We start from the raw sequence: 18,639 nt of genomic DNA on the forward strand, positions 1-18,639 counted from the left end.
TTAGGCGGGGACGTGAGCCTGCTCGTCCGTGTCGTCGGGCTCCTCGACGACGACGGCACCGTCCTCGAGTGCGGCGAGGAGGGTGTCGATGTGTCGCTCGCGGCTCGCGGAGGAGAAGAGTTCGTGACCGCCGTCGTAGAGGACAACGTGCTCGGCGGGAACGCGAGTTCCAATCGGTCGCAGACTGACGACCGGGTCACGAAGCGAGCAGAAGACGACAGCATCGTGATCGATCGTCAGCAGATCCTGCTGGGCGAGACGGGTCTCTCGGACGAACGCGGGCGAGACCCAAGACGGCGTCGTCGCGATCTGGTGGTCGGTCGCGCGTTCGCCGAGTGCCTCCCGATCCATCTCACCGACCGGCAGACACGGCAACGTCGTCGGGACTGTCGAGACGGCCTCGAGTAACGGTTCTGGGTAGGCGTCGCTGTATCCCCACCACGGGCTGAGATAAACGTGATTCTCCGCGCCGTCGAGGGCCTGAGCGACGAGCGCGCCTGCGCTGTGGCCGAGGAGTTGGTACTCCTCGTCGAACTCGACGACGTATTCGGCGATCGGCTCGAGCCAGTCGGCTTTGAAGTCGCCGATGTTCGTCGGGAGTTCGAACGCGTGGACCCGGTAGCCGGCGTCAGTCAACTTCCCGATGAGCCAACTCACGTTCTCGTGGGTCCAGCGGTTGCCCCAGCCCATAACGAACACGAGTTCCGACTCGCCGTCTTCGTTGAAGATCCGGTGTCTCATACGATTCCCTTCGCAACGAACCGATAAAAAAGGTGCTCTCCTGACACGAGGGCGCGTCGGTCGGTCGAGAACTCGAGTGCACACCGAACTCGTGAGTGTGGGCCGACCGACAACACGTCGAGAACAATACCCCACCCAACGGACGCCACTCGAGACTCAATGGTGAGTCGAACCGAGCAGTAGCGAGTCCGTCGGAGTACGACCCACTGCGAGCAGTTTGGTCGGTAGATACGACACGACCCGATAGGTTGTCAGACAATGTCATACATTCGCCGTTCGGCTGGACGGGGAAGAAACCGTTTTGCGACTCGAGGTCCGAGTTTCGCCAATGACTGGCTTTGCCCGCCACGACGCGGTCGACCGTCTCGAGACGCTGGTCGACACGGTCGAAGACGAGCGGATGCCGGTTCCAGTGCGAGAGGTCTGGGCCGTCGGCGACGTTGCACTCGGACTCGACCCCGTCGAGCGCCTCGACGTCTACCTGACGAAGGATATCCTGTTGGGCGACGAGAGTGCGGCCGACGATGTCCTCGAGTCTGCCTCAACCTCGGAGGTCGACGGTGTCGAGGGCGTCGGGAAGTCGGTGCGTGCTGACTGGGCCGCCGAGTACCCCGAGTACCTCCGGGCGAACGCGAACGGCCACGCCGCGCCGGAGCAGTGTCTTGCAGCGCACCTACTCGAGGACGACGAGCCGATTCACCTCGAGGTCTGCAACGCTTCGTTCGAGGACAACGTCACTCAGCGCCTGCGCGGGGCGAAGCTACGCGAGGACTATACCCAACTCCTCGACCCGCGCGGCGTCTGCCTCTGGGCGGCAGGGACGCGCAGCGAGGAGGCATTCCGAAAGCTCCGGGAGAGTGAACTGGCGTTGCCGACACTGTCGGCAGCACTCGAGATGCTCGGCATGGACGAGGACGAAGCGACGACGGCTGCACGAGAAGTACACGCGTGGCGGAAAGACCAAGACGGCATCACGGTTCGTGGCGACGTCGTGTAATCAATCGATCCCCGTCCAATCGGTATCCGCGCGTTCGTGTTGTATCTCCTCGACCGTCAGTCGAATCGAATCGAGCGCACCGTCCAGAAGTTCGTAGTTAGGACTGATTCGTTCCGCAACCACGTCGTACTCGAGGAGTCCCGTGTCGGCCAGTTTCGGGAGGTGCACGTGACGAAGTTTCGTTTGCACGTCAGTGAGGTCGAGAGGACCGACGACACGATCTGTGAGTGCGGTAGCGAACTCGTCGACGAGAAACGTGCCCGATCGGTATCGTGTGGCATATTGGGCGAAAAATCGACGCCACGGATGAGAGAGTACGACGACTGCAGTTTCGAGCAACTCGTCCTCGCCGTGCGATGTCATACCAGTATCCGGCATTGGTCACTAGTGGTGAGATCTGTCGGATAAGGCCATCGCGTAAGTATTCACGTCGTTTATAACGTGGCCGTAACCGAGTTATAGTATTGGTTCTTACCAACGGTATCTCGAATGTTGCTCAGTGTTTTTTGGATCGACAACCCAATTTTGCGTCATACGCTTTCAGTTGCGCCGTCCGTAACCGTCCGATGGGAGAAGTCCGACATCACCGTCGATGGTGTCCACCAGTTGCTCGTTTGGGTGCACGCCGATGAGTACGAGGCGTTCGAAGCGGGACTCGAGGGCGACTCGACGATCAAAGAGCCACACCAAATCGTCTGCTTAGACGACCGTCGACTCTATCGCCTCGAATTGACGTGTGAAGGCCACCAGGCGAGCGTCTATCCGCTCGTCGTCGAGGTTGGTGGGGTACTCCAAGAAGTGACGGCAGATCACGACGGGTGGCGATTTCAGGCGGCATTCCCATCTGAGGACGCCCTCGAGCGCTTCCATCGCTTCTTTCGTGAACGTGATTCTGGCATCGAACTCCGTCGGCTGTACGAAGAACGGGAGGCGAGCGGACGAATGTGCCACGGCACAACCGAAGAACAACGCGAACTGCTCGTCGGAGCCGTCGACGAGGGGTATCTGGACATTCCGCGAGCGTGCTCACTCGAGGAACTCGGCGCGGAGTTCAGTATCTCCTCAAACGCAGCCTCCGAGCGCTTTCGGCGCGGCGTGAGCACGCTCGTCGAGAACACGATTCATCCGTCCTCGAGTCCCCATCGATACTGACGGCACGAGTCGGCGTCGAGTGCACCCTGTTCGAGCCCAAATTAGCGTCATTGCAGACGTCTACGAACGCGGAACCCGATCGCCGTCGACGATATCGACGGTCAGTTGATGTCTCGTCGACTGAACCAGTACTGGGCGACGAGCAGACAGGCGAGCGTCATCGTGAGGAGCACAACGACGTTCGTGAGGTCGTACGTGCTCTCGAGGATGACCTCGTTCGGATCGAAGTAGCGCATCGGAGCGATCGCTCCAATCGATTCGTAGTCGGTGTCCACGAGGAGCGACTCGAGCATGAAGAGGCCGAACGTGGCGCCGAGAGCAATGCGCTGGGCGATGCTCGTCCGATCGACGGCGACAGAGGCGATCACGCCGATGCCGGCACAGGCGAACAGGTACGGAATCGAGAGCGCGTGGAGCGCAGCGAGATCCGCGGCGGAGAGCGATTCACCGACGGCCAGTGCCGCCGCGTAGACGACGACCGGCGTGATGACGTTGACGGCAACGATCGGAACGGAAAGCGAGAGGAACTTCTCGGTGACGACGCGAGTCCGGGAGACCGGCATCGAAAGCAGAATGTCCATGCGTCCGCGTTCAACGTCGTCGGCGATCGATCCTGCGCCGAGGTAAGCGAGGTAGAGGCCGAGCAGAATAACCCACCCGAAGATGTAGAGTTCGAAGGCGAGAAATCCTTCGAGCGACGTCATCGTCTGAATGTCGAAGAGTTGGATGATCTGATCGGGGTACGCCTGCAGAAACTCCTCGTCGACGTCCTCGAAGGAGTCGCTGAACGAGGGATAGATCCAGATGACGACGACGGCCAACAGCGACATCGCGATCGAGAGGTAGATACTTCCCTTCAGCCGGTGACGGCCGTCGTATCGCGCGAGTTCAAGCATCGTCGCTCACCCCCGAGTTGGCCGAGTGCTGCTCGGCGTTCGCCCCCTCACTCGCTCCCTCCGCTTCCTCACCGTAAAATCGCATGAAAACGTCCTCGAGCGGCGCTTCTTCGATCGAGAGGTCCTGGAGCGGATACTCTCGAACGCGCTCGAGCAACGCGTTGACGTCGCCAGTGAACGTAAACGTACACTCGGTAATCGTCGCTTCCGAATCGCCTCCGTCGACATCGTCGCGTTGTCCGTCGAGTCTGTTCGTCGTCGCCTCGAGGTCGTGGACGCCGTCGAACGCGAACGTCTCGATCGGGATTCCCTCGACGGCACGAACCCGGACGACCTTCCCGCTTCGATCAAGGAGGGATTCCACCGGTTCGACGGCGACGAGACGACCGTTTCGAATAATCCCGACGCGATCACAGAGCCGCCTAACTTCGCCGAGCACGTGCGAGGAGAAAAAGACCGTCACGCCCCGCTCGCGCTCGCGTCGGAGAAACTCGGCGAATCGGTGTTGCATCAGCGGGTCGAGGCCGCTCGTGGGCTCGTCAAGAATCACGAGTTCCGGTTCGTGCATGAACGTGGTCACCAACCCGAGTTTTCGAACGTTTCCGTGTGAGTACTCGCGGACGAGCCGATCGAGTGGCGGATCGAACAACTCGAGGAGGTCGTCGCTGCGTTCGTCGCCGGTGATCGAGGCGTGTAACTCGAGGATCTCTCGCCCGGTCGCGGTTTCGTCGAACGACGGGGTGTCGGGGAGATAGCCGAGTTTTCGTTTCGCTTCGATAAGTTCGGCTTCGTTCGTTACGTCGTGACCGAGCAATCGACCCGTGCCGGACGTCGGCGAGAGTAAGCCCAAGAGCGTGCGTATCGTCGTGGTCTTCCCGGCACCGTTTGGCCCGAGGTAGCCGAAGATTTCGCCGCGCTCGACGCTGAACGTCACGTCGTCGTTCGCACGAACGTCTCCGTAGTGTTTCGACAACCCCTCGAGTTCGATCGCAGCCATACTCCACCCACGTTCCCCGTTCACATGTATCCTGACACTCACTCACTCCTGAGTTACTCGAGTCGTTGACGACAACAACGGCTATTACCCGTTGGCCCACTGCTGCGTGTATGAACGATTCGTCGGCCCTCGAGTGGGTTCGCTCGCCACAGGTCGCGTTGCTCGCGAACGTCGCTCTCGTCATGACGGGGTCGGTGCTCGCCCTGTTCGCACTCGTCGACATCGTCACCGGAATCATCCTCGTTTCCATCGGTTTCGTCGGCATCGCGGCGTCGTTACTCGGACAACGCGAAACGCAGACGAACGAGTAAACCTCGACAGTGACGTTAGACGCGACCGACAGTGACGTTAGACGCGACCAACGGTGACGTAGAACGGAACGGATTCGCTGCGACGATACGCACGGTCGTCCATCTGCTCGACGACGGTTCGGCCCATCTCTCGCCACGCACCGCGCAACTCGTCATATTCGGGTTCGGTCAGCGGTCCCGACAGGAGCGTCTCGCGGTCGTCGGCTAATCCAGCCCCGGTCGCTTTTCGTCGCGCCGCGAGCAGTGCGCCCTCGCTGTAGGGCGGTTCGACCGTTCGAACGTGATCGTAGCGTCGCGTTCTACACACCTCGAGTCCGGCGGCCGCGAACGCCTCGCGCGCGTCGGCACCCAACGCCACGTCGGTCGAGACGCCCGCCAGATAGGCTCGTCTGGCTCGTCGCTCGAGAGAATCTTCCGCGGGCACGCTCGAGTCGATGCTCACGTCGGCGTTGTTCGGTTCGACGGCCGCGACCAGGTCACGTGAGACGCGGGCGAACTCGGCGAGTGCGGCCGTGGGATCGGGGAGGTTGATCAACAGCGCCTGACAGACGACGAGGTCGAACGTGTCGTCGGGAAACGGCAATTCGAGTGCGTTCCCCGCGACGAACGAACTCGAGTCGGCCCCGCGGTCGGCAGCCACCTCGAGTAAATCCGTATCGACGTCACAGCCGACGAGAGTTGCCCCACGGGCCGCCTCCGTACGCAACACGCGGCTCAACTCGCCGGTCCCACAGCCCACGTCGAGGATTCGGTCGTGGGACTCGAGCGAGAGGGCCTCGAGCGCTTCGCGAGAGTCGTCCCACATGCCCTCGCGGGTTCGGCGAAGGTAGTCCTCGGAGAACTCGCGCACGGCCGGGAATTCGAGTGTCGTGAGTAAAAACGGGTCGGTTCCGCGTCGGTTCCAGAGGCGAGTACGGTATCGCCTCGGGCAGTGAGTCATCGATCAGTCGGGAGAGTCCTCGAGGTGGCCTCGATAATCGTCCCTGACGGTCGAACCGATCACGAGCGCGGCCCCGATGATCACGAGGTTCTTGACGATGTACTGTCCCTCCACCGTGAGCGCGTAGGGGAACGAGACGAAGACAACGTCCGGGAGGAGGATAATCGGCAGAAAGGTCCCCGGAAGCTGGAAGAAAAGGAGGAAGAGCCCCACTCGGATCAGCGGGCGATAGAGGAGACACAGTCCGATCAGCACCTCCCAGACGCCGAGGATCGGAACGAAGAGATCTGCCGGAACCAGATAGACGGTCGCAGCGACGAGATCTCCCGCCGGTGATACCTCGAAGATCTTGAGCGCGCCGAACCAGATGAAGACGATCGCGACCGCGCCACGCAGTATCGTCATTCCCCAGCGGTCCATCTGAGCTGCGATCGCGGCGTCGAGTTCGTCGAATTTCCGTCGGTATCGTCGCGCTCGCTCGCTCGTGAGCGTGGGTAACACGGTAATCTGCTACGTGTACGGTATCCAACCGTGATAAAACCTCTCGCCGACGGGGTCGTACGAACCCTTCGAAGCTGACTCGGGCACACAGCTGAGTAAACGGAGGAGAGACCCGTCGAATCAGCCATCAACGGACGGTTCAGCCGTCGTCCCGAAGCTCTTTGACCGTCTCGATATTCCAGGCGAAGCCGCGGCCATCCTCGGTCGGCGTCTCGAGCGCGAACGGCAACTCGCGAAGGTCGGGGTGGTTCACGATGGCTTTCATGCCGTCCTCGCCGATGTAGCCCTCGCCGATGTGGGCGTGTTCGTCCTTGTGCGTGCCCACATCGTGTTTCGAGTCGTTGAGGTGGATGTACTCGAGGTGTTCGAGGCCGACCTCGTCGTCGAAGCGGCCGACCGTCTCGTCGACGGCCTCGGGGGTCGTGAGGTCGTTGCCCGCGACGAGCGTGTGAGCGGTGTCGATACAGATACCGATATCGGTCTCGGTGCGATCGATGATACCCGCGAGTTCGGAGAACTCGCCGCCGAGTTTCGTGCCACTTCCCGCGTCGGATTCGATGAGGATCTGGACACCCTCAGGAACGTCGAGTTCGTCGATGAGACTCGCCGCGTTGTCGAGGCCGCCTTCGACGCCGGCACCAGTGTGTGCGCCGAGGTGGACGTTGACGTACGGAATGTCCAGTCGCTCGGCGGCGTCGAGTTCCGCCTGCATGCTCTCTTTGGACTTTCGTCGGAGGTCGTCTTTCGGCGTACAGAGGTTCACAAGATAAGACGAGTGGATCACCCACGGTCCCTCGAGTTCCTCGTCGGTTTCTGCTTGAAAGCCCGTGGCGGCTTCGTCGCTGATCTCGGGTTGTGCCCAGACCTGTGGGGAGGTGGTAAAGACCTGTCCACAGTTGCCGCCAAAGGCGAGTTGTCGGTGGACCGCGTTCCGAATGTCGTCGTATGGCGGTGTTTCGTCGTCGGACGAGACGCGCGAGCCGGAGATGGATACGTGTGCGCCGACCTTCATGGTCGCCTGTCAGTACCGGTTCGTGATAGGGATACTGATTTCTCGAACCGCTCGAGGATCGTTCGACGCGCCATCCGTAAGAGTAGTGTCAACGGTGTTAAGAGCGAATAGCCGATTCCCACCGCAATAGAAACGACCGACGCTTCACTTACCTGTGATTCGTACGTTTACTCGATGTCGTTGAGTGAGATCCTCAATGGAGAGAGTATGACTGGAAAACAGGCGGCCACGGTATTCTTCCTGTGGCTGGGATTAGTACTGACTGCCGGCTTCTTGCTCGTTCTTACCGTCCCGTAATCCGGTCGGCCCGCCTTAGGAGGCGAGCGCCGTTCACGAATCCGCTCGTTTTCCGCTTCACAGGTATCGTACACGAAAATACACCCGTTATCGACACATGGATACATCACCAGACATCCTGAAACGCTTCGATATCGACGCGACGGACGCGGTCGTAAGAGCCCACCTGCAGACGGCGTTCGTCGACCACCCGACGCGAGGCCCGTACGTCACCTCTCGAAAGCTGTACGAGGACGTCGAGGGAGAGATCGACGAGCGATTCTCGGTCGAACTCTTCGGCATGTTCTGTGAGAGTCGACCCTACCTGGAGTTGTGGTCGCGCGGATACAGCGGTGCGTATCGCTACCGGATCCTCGAGACCGAACTCGAGTAGTCGTCAATAGCCCCGTTCGTGCTATGGGTCCCCGTAGCAATCTGCTACCGGAAGGAAACGCGTTTAGCGAGGGCGTACGAGAGACGGCTAATGAGCAAGAGTTACCGGATCGGACTCGTCGGCAAACCCTCCGTCGGCAAGTCCTCCTTTTTCAACGCGGCGACGATGAACGACGTGCCCGAGGGCGCGTATCCCTTCACGACCATCGACCCGAGCGTCGGCGAGGCCTACGTCCGCGTCGAGTGTGCGGCCCCTGAATTCGACGAGGAGTGCACGCCGAACGTCGGCTACTGCCAGCACGGTACCCGCTTCGTTCCGACGAAACTCGTCGACGTCGCCGGATTGATCCCCGGCGCTCACGAAGGAAACGGGCTTGGCAACCAGTTTCTCTCGGATCTCAACGAGACCGACGTGCTCGTCCACGTCGTCGACTTCTCGGGCCAGACCGACCTCGAGGGCGAACCCACCGAGGGCCACGACCCGCGCGACGACATCGCCTTCCTCGAGGAGGAACTCGACCAGTGGTACCTCGGCGTCCTCGAGAAGGGGATCAATAGATACGAGTCGGGGTACACGACCGAAGACGACGCCATCGAGGAAGAACTCGCCGAGCAGATGAGCGCGTTCAAGACGAACGAAGACGAGATCAAGCGCCTGATCCGGCGCACGGACGTCGGCTTCGAACCCGAAGAGTGGGACGACGAGGACAAACTCGAGTTGGCTCGCGAGATTCGCAAGGAGACCAAGCCGATGGTCATCGCGGCGAACAAGATGGATACGCCCGACGCACAGGACAACTACGAGGAGATCACGAGCGACCCCGATTACGAGCACCTGACGATCGTCCCCTGTAGCGCACACGCCGAGAAAGCGCTCAAATCGGCCGAGAAAGCCGGCGTTATCGACTACCGGCCCGGTGACGACGACTTCGAGATTCTGGGCGACGTCTCGAGCGAACAGGAAGACGGCTTAGAGCAGATCCGCGACTTCCTCGACGCCTACGGCGCGACGGGCGTCCAGGCGGCCCTCGAGACTGCGCTCTTCGACGTACTCGGCGTAACGCCGGTGTTCCCCGGTGGGGCGAACGGATTGGGGAACGAACGCGGCGAGGTGCTTCCCGACTGCTACCTGATCCCGCCGAACTCGAGTGCGGAGGACTTCGCGTACAGCCTCCACTCCGACATCGGCGACGGCTTCCTCCACGCCATCGACTGTCGGAGCAACCGCCAACTCGGGAAGGACTACGAGGTCGAGTCTCGAGACGTCATCGAGATCATCACGACCAACTAACCGGAGGCCTTCTACCGCCACTGAGACGATGCCAACGAAACCGGTTCCGCGTAAACGGGTGGTCTCGTTCCTCGAGTGGCTGTATATCGGGTGTTCGAAAAGAGGATGGACCGACCGTGACTCGCTCGGACAACGCGAACGGCGAGCGACGGTGTTCGAGTAGCGAATCCGACTACGACGGGGGCTTTCGTTCGCGAACGTGACCGGTTGCCTCGAGGAACATCACGAGCGTGAACAGCGTCGGGATGCCGGCGAAGATGAGGACGGGGAGGCCGACTTCGATCGTTCCGGCCATCTCGAGTGGCAGTTCGGCCGGTATCGGAATCGAAACCGTCTGTCCGTTCATCAGCCAGACGCCGGGCAACAACAACGCGAGCATCGCGACCGCGCCGAAGGTTCGTTTCATCGGTCGTTCACCCCTCGAGAGTCGCCGACGGTGTTCTCTGGGGCGGAATCGGTCGCCTCGCTCGAGGACGACTCGTCGGCGCTTCCGTGTTCACCGTACATGGTGAGTTCGACCGCGGGCTGGCCTCGCCCGTCGTCGTCGAGGTCGGCGTAGACGCCGCCGACCATGTCGCTGGGTGGTTCGACGGGAAGGTCACCGTCGCGTTCCCACTCGGGGGCGTCCCAGCGTTTGGCCAACTCGATACCGTTTTCGTGCCAGTTCGCCGCGTCCCACTGACGCGCCAGTTCGATCTTCTCCTCGGGGGATTTGAGATCGAAGGAATCCGGCAGCGACTCGATGAAGGAGGTTCGCTTGAGGAGTCCGTTGAACGTCGAGTTCTGGATCCCGAGGCCGGGTCGAGCGTTGATCTCGAGGACCATCGGTCCCTCGTCCTCGTCGATAACGATGTCGACACCGGTGTAGCCGAGTCGGGAGACTTCGGCCGCTTTGACGGCCGTCGAGAGCACTGACGACCAACCGGGGATAGCGAACGACTCGAGGTCGACTTCGGTGTCGGGGTGCTCGTTGAACCACTTGTTCGTACTCTGGTAACCACCCTGTGCCTGGCCGTTGGCAACGTCGAGACCGACGCCGACGGCACCCATGTGGAGATTCGCCGCACCCTCGGACTCTTCGGTCGGTAGCCGGGTCATCGCCATGATCGGGAACCCTTTGAAGATGATCACGCGGATGTCCGGAACACCCTGTCCGGCGATCGAGAGCAGGTGATCGTCCGGATGGATCAGGCCCTCGATGACGGCAACTCCCTCGAGTCCCATCGGGTCGTACTGCCCTTCAGTGATCGACCGGACGTGAGCGAGCAACTGGTCCGGCGATTTGAGTCCCTTCGAGGTCTCGAAGTCGCCGGCGTCGGTTCGGTCCGTGACGACGATGATCCCTTCACCGCCGTAGCCGCTGTCCGGTTTGATGACGAACTCGTCTTTCGTCTCGAAGATCGCTTCGGCGTCCTCGAGTTCGGACGGAGATTCGACGAGCGCGTACGTCTCCGGCGTTGGGACGCCGGTACCGTGGAACGCGCGCTTCATCGAGGCCTTGTCGAGTTCCGGATTGAGGTGGGGCGGATTGTACTCCTTGATGAGTCGGTTCCGCCGGTTCATCGACATGACTTCGGAAGGTTCGACGCGCGAGGCGTCACTGCCGACCAGCCGTCGGACGGGAACCGTAATATTGTGGAGTTTCGCGCGGATTGTACTGGCGACGGCTCCGAGCCGTGAGCCGCCGTATACGTTCGAGAATCGAAGGTACTCCTTGACGCGCATGGACGACTGCGTGCCGAGATAGACGTTCGCTGCGAGAATAACGGCCCACGTCTCCGGCGTGTCCATAATCCAGGTGATCAGCGTCTCGTTGCCGATGATGGCTGCGGCGATTATGATCGAGACGACCGTCCAGGAAAACCGTACTGCGGGTGCACGCCAGCCGCGTTCGGAGAGTTCACGCGCGAAGCGGTCCGCGTACCAGGCGGTGACGATCGCTGGGAAGAACACCTGTAGGGCGTCGATCTGCTGTGGCAATACGCCCGTATCGCTCATGACGTGAAACGACGTGATCCCGATGGAGACGACCATGACGAGCCCACCGATTCGGTGGGCCGTCCCGAGTCGGAACGGCTCGAGGATGAGGTACGTTCCGAGCGCGAGCAAGAAGACGTTGGTAAACAAGACGAGTCCCCAGAAGATTCCGCTTTCGACCAGGATGAACGAGATAATGATCGGCCCGAACATGCCATACGTGACGAGTCCGACCTTACTCCGGAGAACGGCGATGATGAGGCCGGCAATCAGCAACTCGAAGAAGATACGATAGGGCTCGAGTGGCTGTTGTGCGAAATCGAGTTGGTATCTAAACTCGACACCAAGAATGACAATAGTCGCGAGTAACCCGATAAGTGGGGCGTACTTCGCAAACGCCGAAGCGAGTGCAGACGAGATGCGCGATCCGTCTGTCGCCGATCCGACGCCGCTATTTCGGAGTGACATTACCGGATCGTCGGCAAAGTTAGTCATTGCTATCAACGAGATAAGCGAACATACGAAAATTGTATCAACGTCTGCAAACAGTTGCAAAGTTTGAAAGTGTTGACTGGCCTCCACTAACTGTTCGTTAGCAGATAATAGCCTCGGGCGCGAATCGCTCACCGATTCCAGACGAAACGGGTCGTCGCCCGCTCGAGTTTGCTCGTCAGCTTCGAGAGCCAGAATCCCGGAGAAACGTAGCGGAGTTCTCGTTCCTCGACCTCGATTCGCTCACCACTGTACGGGCCGTACTCACCTTCCTCGTCGGTCCCCTGGTGTGCACGCACGACGTCGACCGCAACCGACATTGAACAGCGGCCACACGATTCACGGTCGGGTGCCATATCGGACGTACGCTCGCTCGAAGCAAAACCATTGTGTCCCAGTCAACATTCTGTATCGATTCCCAGACGATCACGACAACAATAGCTGTCAACTACATTTTAGATTTCCCTTAAGCCCCGACGCCGACGCACTTTTCCCCTCCCCGTGGTATCACCAGCCATGGACGGAACCGACCGCGACTCGCCGGTCGAACACGAGGCGTCCGAGCAGACTGGGTCTGAGGAAACCGAGTGGGACGAGTCGACGGTCCCACCCGAAGTCGTCGAAAACGTCCCCGTCTGGGACGACGAGTACCTCGATCGCGTCAGCGACCGGCTCATGCACACCTACGACCTCGAGAAGGACGTCCAAGTCGACGGCGAGTCATTCGACCTGTATGGGGAACTTCGCGTCGAGAGCAGCAAACACCTGTTTCACCCCTCAGTTCAGTACGCGAACCACCACATGCGTGAGTATCTCTACGCGGATCGTCGCTCGAGCGTCTCGCTCGCCGACCTCGAACGCCTCGTCGAGTTCGGCCACGAACTGGCGGACGAACGCGTCGAACCCAACGACCAACATCGAGCGACGGAGTTTACGTTCGTCCTAATCGTGCCGGAAATTTCTGAGGACGTCCACTCGTTCGTCAGGGGATTTACGGACCGAACGCTCCTTCGTTTCGGGTTTCACGGTCACTACGAGATTCATTGCTGTGTCGTCGCACCCGAGGAAAAACGACTCGTCGCGAGCAAACGCACGGAGATCGACGACGCGTTTCGACTCTGGGAGCGAATCGACAACAAAAGAAGCGTGTTCGAACAGCTGCGAGCAGCTGTCTTCCGTTAGTCGTCGTCGTCTGCACCCGGCGCTTGACTACCGGGATCGGAGTCGAGGAGGTCGTCTCGTTGTTCTTGCAGGTTCGCATATCCCAGTCGGATGATCGCGATCGCGAGCCAGATTAACACGAGTGCGATAGCCATTCGCAGGCCACTCGAGACGAGTTCGAGTATCGTCGCGTCGGCCCGTGCGTCGGCGTCGAGAAACATCTGGAAGAGGTTCTCGTAGACGACGAGCCAGAGCAGTCCGATGATCGTGATGACCGTCATCACGGCAACCGGGATCCCAGTGCTCAGTAGCTGTTTCGTGTCCTTCCAGTTCGCCAGCCAGATGGTCGCTGTCAGCAAGGCAAGTGCGGCCAGGAGCTGGTTCGCACCGCCAAAGAGCGGCCAGAGTTCTTCCCACTGTCCACTCGAGACGAGCAAGAAGGCGGCGAACGTCGCCAGGCCGGTGTTGACGTACTTGTTCGCGGCCGTTTCTTCGACTCCCGTCTCGGGCGTGCCGACCAGTTCTTCGATCATGTACCGACCGAGTCGAAGGCCGGTGTCGAGGCTGGTCAACAGGAAGCTCACGAAGACGAGCGCCATGAAAATCTCACCGTACTCGAAGGGGATGCCGAGACTCGTCAGGATGAGTCCACCACCCTCCGCGAAGTTCGGGAGTGCGGCGTCGATGCCGCCGATGTCGTCGACGTCCGTAATCGCGACGACGGACACCGCTGCGAGCGCCGTTGCCGCGAGCAGCCCCTCGGCGAGCATGCCGCCGTAACCGATCAGACGTGCGTCGCTCTCCTTGTTGAGTTGCTTCGCCGTCGTCCCGGAGGAGACCAGCGAGTGGAAGCCACTGATCGTCCCGCAGGCGATGGTGATGAACAACAGGGGGAACAACGGCATCGCAGCGGGTGCGAGGTCGCCGCCCATGAAGCTCGTATATGCAGGAAGTTCGGCCGTCAGCGGTTCCTCGGACGTTCCGAACGCCGTCCCGACGAAGACTGCGGTGATCGCTCCGCCGACACCCGCGTAGAGCAGGAACGACGAGAGATAATCTCGCGGCTGGAGCAGGATCCACACGGGAAGGATACTCGCGACGAACGCGTAGCCCAGCGAGACGATAATCCACGCGGCGGTGTTCGCGCCGAAGAGCGCTTCACCGGGCACCCACGACGCCAGGTCGGCCGGCAGGAGTACCGTGGTGTCGCCGGCGAATCCGGACGGCTCGAACAGTGCAATCGGGAACTGAATCCCCGCCCAGATGCTCGCGAACACACCGAGAACGAACAGGACCGTCCCGCCGATGAACGAGAGGTTGAGCTGGTACAGCCAAACGCCGGCGAACAGCGCCAGCGTGATGTACAACAGGCTCGCGGTCGCCGCCGGTGGGTAGGCGTCCAGAATCACTGCGACGAGCAGTGAGAACACGGCGACGACGAGGATGATCACGAGGAACGCGAACCAGAGGAACATGTTCTTCCCCCGTTCCCCGATGTACTCGCCGATCACGAATCCGATCGACTTCCCCTCGTGGCGAATGCTCGAGGACAGTGCCATGAAGTCGTGGACGGCACCCATCAGCGGGTTTCCGATCGCGACCCACAACAGCGCTGGGAGCCATCCCCAGACGAGTGCTGCGGTGACCGGGCCAGCGATCGGTGCCCCACCCGCGACGCTCGAGAAGTGGTGTCCCAGCAAGACCGGTTTTTTCGCCGGAACGTACTCTTGTCCGTCTTGATACTTGTGGGCCGGCGTCTCACGTGAGTCGTCGAGTTCGACGAATCGCGAGAGATACCTCCCGTATCCGATGTAGCCGACGGTGAACAACACGACCACCGTCGCGACGATCCAGATTACCCCTGTCATAGGTTTCCACACAGTGGATTAGAGTAGCACAATATAAATCGTGTGGTACAACGAGTCGTTCGACTCTCACAGAAGTTGATACTAGAAACACCGATCGGGGAATAATCAGAAATCTCGGAGCTCAGGTGTCGATCTCGAGTTCTGACGCGACAGTCGCCAACGAATCGCGGCGTACTTCGCTGACGCGCGATTCGATTTCGGCCACGACCGGCGGCGAGAGTGTCGTCCGGGCGGTCTCGAGGCGATCTCGCTCGGTTTCGACTCGCGATCGGAGATAACGTGCACCCCGTCCCTCCTCGTCGGAGTCGGGCTCGGGAGTCAGTTTGTTCGCGACGAGTCCTCGGACCTCGAGGCGGTGTGAGTCGAGTTCGTCGATCGCGCGGCCGGTTTCCCGAATCGAGAGCGAATCCGGGTTGAATACGAGGAAGAACGCGGCGTCCTCGCGCAGCGTCTCCCCGGCGTACTCGAAGAACTCCTTTCGATTTTGGAGATGGGCGAGGACGGGATCACCCTCGAGCACTCGTCGGGGCTCTCGATTCCCCAGTGCGGCCTTCTCGTAGAGATCGATGCTCTTGCGGCGTTTGGCCATCAGCCGGTCGATCCAGCCCTCGAGGTATTCGGGTAGCGAAAGGAGGCGCAACGTCCCCCCGGTCGGCGACGTGTCGAAGACGATTCGGTCGAAGGCGTCGGCCTCGCGCATCACGTCGACGAACCGATCGAACAGGGCCGCTTCGTACGCTCCCGGCGTACCGTGGGCCATCTCGATCTGTCTGTCGACTTCGTTGACCATCGCCGCAGACACCTGCTCCGAGAGCTGTCGCTTGACTGATTGGAGATGATTCGACACCTCCTCTTCCGGATCGATCTCCATCACGTGGAGGTTCTCGACGCCGTCGACGGCTCGCGGTTCGTCGGCGAACGACTGTTCGAAGAGGTCCCCCATCGAGTGCGCCGGATCGGTCGACACGACCAGCGTCTCGAGGCCAGCATCGGCACACTTGTGTGCGTACGAGGCCGAAACCGTCGTTTTCCCGACACCACCCTTCCCACCGAAGAAGACGTGTCGGTCCATTAGAAGTGATACTGGCGACCTTTGCGCTCGACGAGCGACCCTCGATCCCACAGTCGACGCTCCCAGGCTTCGAACTCGTCCTCTAAGTACGGCAGCAGTTCCGACGTGTAGTAGGAGACGGGCGACGGAACGCCGAAGGCGTCCGGGAAACAGGCCAACATGAACGTATCCTCGTGATCCTCGGCTGCCGCTTCGATCTTCTCGTAGGCAGGGTGAGAGAACATTCCGTGATAGAGCCCGCGGAGCCACTCCTCGAGGTCGGTTCGAAACGCGGCGATCCGGTTGGCGAGTGTCATCGTCGGTCATGCTCGGCCCCGAAGACAAAAAGATGTCGCGTGCGTTCGGCCTCGAGGGCCAGAGACGCGCCACTGCGTCGAAACCGAAACCGTCGAGGTGAAAAGACGGTGACACGAATACCACAGTTCTTGACGCTCGAGTCACAACCGCCACGGTATGCAACTCGACTCCGGTGGGATTCCCGTCACCGTGCTCTCGGGCAGCCTCGGTGCGGGGAAGACGACGCTGCTCAATCACCTGTTGGAAACCGCAGGCGATCACGACCTCGCCGTGTTGGTCAACGATATGGGTGAAGTGAACGTCGACGCCGAACTCGTCGCCGAAGGCTCCGACCTCGATACGGACGGCGTCACCGAACTCTCGAACGGTTGTATCTGCTGTGAACTTCAGGACGACCTCGAGACCGCCGTCGTTCGACTCGCCCGAAACAGGGAGTTCGACCACCTGCTCGTCGAATCGTCAGGCATTTCGGAGCCCGAACCCGTCGCCCGACTGTTTACGACGTCCTCACGCGTGGCCGCGAGTTACGACCTCGACGCGCTCGTCACCGTCCTCGACACCCGGCTCTTTCTCGACGCCTTCGCGGGCGAGGACGTCCCAGAACGGCAGGTCGACCCCGAGGCAGCCGATGTCGATGCGAACGCCGAGGCTGCCGAGAACGAACCACGTCCCCTCTCGGACCTCCTCATCGAGCAACTCGAGGTAGCGAACCTCGTCTTGCTCAACAAGAGCGATCTCTGTACCGACGACGAACTCGAGGAAGCCACGGCGCTCGTCCGAGCGCTCCAGCCCGATATCGAGACGATTCGCACCGAGTTCAGCGCCGTCGATCCGGATCGCCTCCTCGGCGTCGACTTGTTCGACGCCGACCGAATGGGCGAACTGGCGGGCTGGCAACGCGCGCTCGAGGAAAATGGGGACGACGACCACGAGCATGGCGACCACTCCAAGCCCGGTCATGAGGACCATTCCAAGCAGGGCCATAGCGACCACGACGATCACGGCCACCGCCACCCCGACGAAGTCTACGGCGTCGAATCGTTCGTCTTCCGATCGCGTCGCCCGTTCCACCCGGACCGATTCGACGCCTTCCTCCGAGCGCTCCCGGAGGAGATCGTTCGATCCAAGGGAACCGCGTGGATCGCCGGCCGAGACGTGAAAGTCGAACTCTCGCAGGCTGGGCCGTCCATCCGCGCGAGCGTCATCGGTCCGTGGATCGCCTCGCTCTCGGATGCCGACCAACAGCTCTATCGATCGAATCGACCCGGCCTCGAGTGGCACGACGATCACGGCGACCGACAGACAGAACTGGTCTTCATCGGCACCGAACCCGAGGAAGACGCGCTGCGAGCCCACCTCGAGGACTGTCTTGTCATCGACGAGGAGTGGAACGACGCGAGTGACCTCGAGAACCCGTTCCCCGGCGAGGCGGACGAAGAAGTGGTCGTTCGCGAGCCCTGAGGACGGGTATCCACCACCTCGCTTTCGGCCGCTGACCCGGACTTAGCTGAACGCCGCCTCGAGTTCCTCGAGTGCGCGGTTCAACTCGCCCGTGCGCTTCCAGGCAGCGATTCGGTCGCCAAAGGGCAGCGGAGCGGCGAGCGAGACCGACGAGCGAATCGTGACGACGGTTCCGGCCCGTTCTTCCTCGAGTTCGATCCACGTCTCCATGTGCGAAAACGGCCCGCGTTCGCCCTCCTGCGTGTAGTAGATGGCTCCCTCACGGTCCTCGAATCGCAGCGGCAATTGCATTCCCGGCCCACTGGCGACGACGAGCGTCGCGTCCTCGTCGTCGGCGTCCTCGACGTGGTCGACGGTGAAACTCCCCTCCGCTTCGACGATCGTCTCCGGCTCGAGCCACGCTGAAACCGCTGCAGCTGAAGCGTCGACCGCTCGAGACACCGTAACTTCCCGCATATCGTCACTATTCGACTCGGCCGATATAAATGCCGGCGGCCGAATCCGCGCAGGGAAACGGCTAAGTGGGAGACGGACCCGTATTCAGCCATGACGAGTGCCGACAACAACCAACGCGGCTTTCGCGACGGGCTCGAGTCCTCTCGAGGCGACCCTCGCATACTGGCCGTCATCAACGCGATCCTCTCGACGTTGTTCGCCTGGCTCGCGGTGTTCGCGAGCGATATCGTCGGCATCGCCTCGCTCACCGCCACGAACGTGATCGTCGTCGCAATCGGCGTGTTCCTCCTCACGCACGTCATGACGCGAAGTAGCTGAGCGCCGATCTCAGAGCGCAGCTGGTGGGGT

Annotated in this window: 22 protein-coding genes; 8 read left to right on the forward strand and 14 right to left on the reverse strand. The window is 61.1% G+C overall.

The window, feature by feature from the left end; translation table 11 throughout:
• Positions 1-741, reverse strand: a complete 741-nt coding sequence (locus tag BLW62_RS12085) for an alpha/beta fold hydrolase (protein WP_090507274.1) — start codon at positions 739-741, stop codon at positions 1-3.
• Positions 742-1,069: 328 nt separating this feature from the next.
• Between BLW62_RS12085 and BLW62_RS12090 the strand changes: the two genes are divergently transcribed.
• Positions 1,070-1,738 carry a DUF7095 family protein gene (locus BLW62_RS12090; RefSeq protein ID WP_090507275.1) on the forward strand — a complete coding sequence of 223 codons (669 nt, stop codon included), beginning with the start codon at positions 1,070-1,072 and terminating at the stop codon, positions 1,736-1,738.
• On the opposite strand, the gene BLW62_RS12095 is transcribed toward BLW62_RS12090, so the two are convergent.
• Entirely contained in the window at positions 1,739-2,101 is a 363-nt protein-coding gene (locus BLW62_RS12095; RefSeq protein ID WP_139305411.1) for a DUF7344 domain-containing protein, read from the reverse strand.
• A gap of 126 nt (positions 2,102-2,227) precedes the next feature.
• Here BLW62_RS12095 and BLW62_RS12100 point away from each other — a divergent pair, with 126 nt between their 5' ends.
• Complete coding sequence (locus BLW62_RS12100) at positions 2,228-2,890, forward strand: helix-turn-helix domain-containing protein (protein ID WP_090507277.1); 663 nt, start codon at positions 2,228-2,230, stop codon at positions 2,888-2,890.
• Positions 2,891-2,991: 101 nt separating this feature from the next.
• Here the strand turns inward: BLW62_RS12100 and BLW62_RS12105 are convergent, their stop codons facing one another.
• Together BLW62_RS12105 and BLW62_RS12110 are read right to left on the reverse strand one after the other, a co-directional pair.
• Positions 2,992-3,786, reverse strand: coding sequence for an ABC transporter permease subunit (locus tag BLW62_RS12105; protein WP_090507278.1), 795 nt, complete (start codon positions 3,784-3,786; stop codon positions 2,992-2,994).
• Positions 3,779-4,783, reverse strand: coding sequence for an ABC transporter ATP-binding protein (locus tag BLW62_RS12110; protein ID WP_090507279.1), 1,005 nt, complete (start codon positions 4,781-4,783; stop codon positions 3,779-3,781). The genes BLW62_RS12105 and BLW62_RS12110 overlap by 8 nt, the downstream gene beginning before the upstream one ends.
• A gap of 110 nt (positions 4,784-4,893) precedes the next feature.
• Here BLW62_RS12110 and BLW62_RS12115 point away from each other — a divergent pair, with 110 nt between their 5' ends.
• Positions 4,894-5,094, forward strand: coding sequence for a hypothetical protein (locus BLW62_RS12115; protein ID WP_090507280.1), 201 nt, complete (start codon positions 4,894-4,896; stop codon positions 5,092-5,094).
• Positions 5,095-5,131: 37 nt separating this feature from the next.
• Here the strand turns inward: BLW62_RS12115 and BLW62_RS12120 are convergent, their stop codons facing one another.
• The 3 genes from BLW62_RS12120 to BLW62_RS12130 form a co-directional block, all read right to left on the reverse strand.
• Complete coding sequence (locus BLW62_RS12120; RefSeq protein ID WP_090507591.1) at positions 5,132-5,944, reverse strand: class I SAM-dependent methyltransferase; 813 nt, start codon at positions 5,942-5,944, stop codon at positions 5,132-5,134.
• A gap of 93 nt (positions 5,945-6,037) precedes the next feature.
• Complete coding sequence (locus BLW62_RS12125; RefSeq protein WP_090507281.1) at positions 6,038-6,535, reverse strand: hypothetical protein; 498 nt, start codon at positions 6,533-6,535, stop codon at positions 6,038-6,040.
• Between the two features lie 139 nt (positions 6,536-6,674).
• Positions 6,675-7,547 (reverse strand): deoxyribonuclease IV, encoded by an 873-nt coding sequence (locus tag BLW62_RS12130; RefSeq protein ID WP_090507282.1) that lies wholly within the window; start codon positions 7,545-7,547, stop codon positions 6,675-6,677.
• A gap of 394 nt (positions 7,548-7,941) precedes the next feature.
• Between BLW62_RS12130 and BLW62_RS12135 the strand changes: the two genes are divergently transcribed.
• Both BLW62_RS12135 and BLW62_RS12140 read left to right on the forward strand, forming a co-directional pair.
• On the forward strand, positions 7,942-8,217 hold the full coding sequence (locus BLW62_RS12135; protein WP_090507283.1) for a hypothetical protein: 276 nt from the start codon (positions 7,942-7,944) through the stop codon (positions 8,215-8,217).
• 90 nt (positions 8,218-8,307) lie between these two features.
• Positions 8,308-9,507: a redox-regulated ATPase YchF gene (locus tag BLW62_RS12140; RefSeq protein ID WP_090507284.1), complete on the forward strand. Its 1,200-nt coding sequence runs from the start codon at positions 8,308-8,310 to the stop codon at positions 9,505-9,507.
• A gap of 172 nt (positions 9,508-9,679) precedes the next feature.
• Here BLW62_RS12140 and BLW62_RS12145 read toward each other — a convergent pair whose 3' ends face one another.
• The 3 genes from BLW62_RS12145 to BLW62_RS12155 form a co-directional block, all read right to left on the reverse strand.
• Entirely contained in the window at positions 9,680-9,913 is a 234-nt protein-coding gene (locus BLW62_RS12145) for a hypothetical protein (protein WP_090507285.1), read from the reverse strand.
• Complete coding sequence (locus BLW62_RS12150) at positions 9,910-11,979, reverse strand: sugar-transfer associated ATP-grasp domain-containing protein (RefSeq protein WP_090507286.1); 2,070 nt, start codon at positions 11,977-11,979, stop codon at positions 9,910-9,912. The genes BLW62_RS12145 and BLW62_RS12150 overlap by 4 nt, the downstream gene beginning before the upstream one ends.
• 128 nt (positions 11,980-12,107) lie before the next feature.
• Positions 12,108-12,332 carry a DUF8007 family protein gene (locus BLW62_RS12155; protein WP_090507287.1) on the reverse strand — a complete coding sequence of 75 codons (225 nt, stop codon included), beginning with the start codon at positions 12,330-12,332 and terminating at the stop codon, positions 12,108-12,110.
• Positions 12,333-12,492: 160 nt separating this feature from the next.
• Between BLW62_RS12155 and BLW62_RS12160 the strand changes: the two genes are divergently transcribed.
• On the forward strand, positions 12,493-13,158 hold the full coding sequence (locus BLW62_RS12160; protein ID WP_245726716.1) for a DUF8052 family protein: 666 nt from the start codon (positions 12,493-12,495) through the stop codon (positions 13,156-13,158).
• Here the strand turns inward: BLW62_RS12160 and BLW62_RS12165 are convergent.
• The 3 genes from BLW62_RS12165 to BLW62_RS12175 all read right to left on the reverse strand — a co-directional run bounded on the left by BLW62_RS12165 (position 13,155) and on the right by BLW62_RS12175 (position 16,373).
• On the reverse strand, positions 13,155-15,005 hold the full coding sequence (locus tag BLW62_RS12165) for a carbon starvation CstA family protein (protein WP_090507288.1): 1,851 nt from the start codon (positions 15,003-15,005) through the stop codon (positions 13,155-13,157). The genes BLW62_RS12160 and BLW62_RS12165 overlap by 4 nt on opposite strands.
• Before the next feature lie 121 nt (positions 15,006-15,126).
• On the reverse strand, positions 15,127-16,077 hold the full coding sequence (locus BLW62_RS12170; protein ID WP_090507289.1) for an ArsA family ATPase: 951 nt from the start codon (positions 16,075-16,077) through the stop codon (positions 15,127-15,129).
• On the reverse strand, positions 16,077-16,373 hold the full coding sequence (locus BLW62_RS12175) for a DUF7990 family protein (RefSeq protein ID WP_090507290.1): 297 nt from the start codon (positions 16,371-16,373) through the stop codon (positions 16,077-16,079). Before BLW62_RS12175 ends, BLW62_RS12170 begins: the two co-directional genes overlap by 1 nt.
• Positions 16,374-16,530: 157 nt before the next feature.
• On the opposite strand from BLW62_RS12175, the gene BLW62_RS12180 reads away from it, so the two are divergent.
• Complete coding sequence (locus tag BLW62_RS12180) at positions 16,531-17,835, forward strand: CobW family GTP-binding protein (RefSeq protein WP_090507291.1); 1,305 nt, start codon at positions 16,531-16,533, stop codon at positions 17,833-17,835.
• Between the two features lie 42 nt (positions 17,836-17,877).
• On the opposite strand, the gene BLW62_RS12185 is transcribed toward BLW62_RS12180, so the two are convergent.
• The gene (locus tag BLW62_RS12185) at positions 17,878-18,291 is read right to left on the reverse strand and encodes a polyketide cyclase (protein WP_090507292.1); all 414 of its coding nucleotides are present in this window, start codon (positions 18,289-18,291) and stop codon (positions 17,878-17,880) included.
• 90 nt (positions 18,292-18,381) lie between these two features.
• On the opposite strand from BLW62_RS12185, the gene BLW62_RS12190 reads away from it, so the two are divergent.
• On the forward strand, positions 18,382-18,609 hold the full coding sequence (locus BLW62_RS12190) for a DUF8107 family protein (protein WP_090507293.1): 228 nt from the start codon (positions 18,382-18,384) through the stop codon (positions 18,607-18,609).
• The last annotated feature ends 30 nt before the right edge of the window (positions 18,610-18,639 follow it).

This window comes from Natronorubrum sediminis, assembly GCF_900108095.1.
Lineage (GTDB): Archaea > Halobacteriota > Halobacteria > Halobacteriales > Natrialbaceae > Natronorubrum > Natronorubrum sediminis.

Bases quoted from the DNA above. Each gene is read 5' to 3' on its own strand.
- BLW62_RS12085 (WP_090507274.1), bottom strand. From the start codon at position 741: ATGAGACACCGGATCTTCAACGAAGACGGCGAGTCGGAACTCGTGTTC.
- BLW62_RS12090 (WP_090507275.1), top strand. From the start codon at position 1,070: ATGACTGGCTTTGCCCGCCACGACGCGGTCGACCGTCTCGAGACGCTG.
- BLW62_RS12095 (WP_139305411.1), bottom strand. From the start codon at position 2,101: ATGACATCGCACGGCGAGGACGAGTTGCTCGAAACTGCAGTCGTCGTA.
- BLW62_RS12100 (WP_090507277.1), top strand. From the start codon at position 2,228: ATGTTGCTCAGTGTTTTTTGGATCGACAACCCAATTTTGCGTCATACG.
- BLW62_RS12105 (WP_090507278.1), bottom strand. From the start codon at position 3,786: ATGCTTGAACTCGCGCGATACGACGGCCGTCACCGGCTGAAGGGAAGT.
- BLW62_RS12110 (WP_090507279.1), bottom strand. From the start codon at position 4,783: ATGGCTGCGATCGAACTCGAGGGGTTGTCGAAACACTACGGAGACGTT.
- BLW62_RS12115 (WP_090507280.1), top strand. From the start codon at position 4,894: ATGAACGATTCGTCGGCCCTCGAGTGGGTTCGCTCGCCACAGGTCGCG.
- BLW62_RS12130 (WP_090507282.1), bottom strand. From the start codon at position 7,547: ATGAAGGTCGGCGCACACGTATCCATCTCCGGCTCGCGCGTCTCGTCC.
- BLW62_RS12135 (WP_090507283.1), top strand. From the start codon at position 7,942: ATGGATACATCACCAGACATCCTGAAACGCTTCGATATCGACGCGACG.
- BLW62_RS12140 (WP_090507284.1), top strand. From the start codon at position 8,308: ATGAGCAAGAGTTACCGGATCGGACTCGTCGGCAAACCCTCCGTCGGC.
- BLW62_RS12145 (WP_090507285.1), bottom strand. From the start codon at position 9,913: ATGAAACGAACCTTCGGCGCGGTCGCGATGCTCGCGTTGTTGTTGCCC.
- BLW62_RS12150 (WP_090507286.1), bottom strand. From the start codon at position 11,979: ATGACTAACTTTGCCGACGATCCGGTAATGTCACTCCGAAATAGCGGC.
- BLW62_RS12155 (WP_090507287.1), bottom strand. From the start codon at position 12,332: ATGGCACCCGACCGTGAATCGTGTGGCCGCTGTTCAATGTCGGTTGCG.
- BLW62_RS12160 (WP_245726716.1), top strand. From the start codon at position 12,493: ATGGACGGAACCGACCGCGACTCGCCGGTCGAACACGAGGCGTCCGAG.
- BLW62_RS12165 (WP_090507288.1), bottom strand. From the start codon at position 15,005: ATGACAGGGGTAATCTGGATCGTCGCGACGGTGGTCGTGTTGTTCACC.
- BLW62_RS12170 (WP_090507289.1), bottom strand. From the start codon at position 16,077: ATGGACCGACACGTCTTCTTCGGTGGGAAGGGTGGTGTCGGGAAAACG.
- BLW62_RS12175 (WP_090507290.1), bottom strand. From the start codon at position 16,373: ATGACACTCGCCAACCGGATCGCCGCGTTTCGAACCGACCTCGAGGAG.
- BLW62_RS12180 (WP_090507291.1), top strand. From the start codon at position 16,531: ATGCAACTCGACTCCGGTGGGATTCCCGTCACCGTGCTCTCGGGCAGC.
- BLW62_RS12185 (WP_090507292.1), bottom strand. From the start codon at position 18,291: ATGCGGGAAGTTACGGTGTCTCGAGCGGTCGACGCTTCAGCTGCAGCG.
- BLW62_RS12190 (WP_090507293.1), top strand. From the start codon at position 18,382: ATGACGAGTGCCGACAACAACCAACGCGGCTTTCGCGACGGGCTCGAG.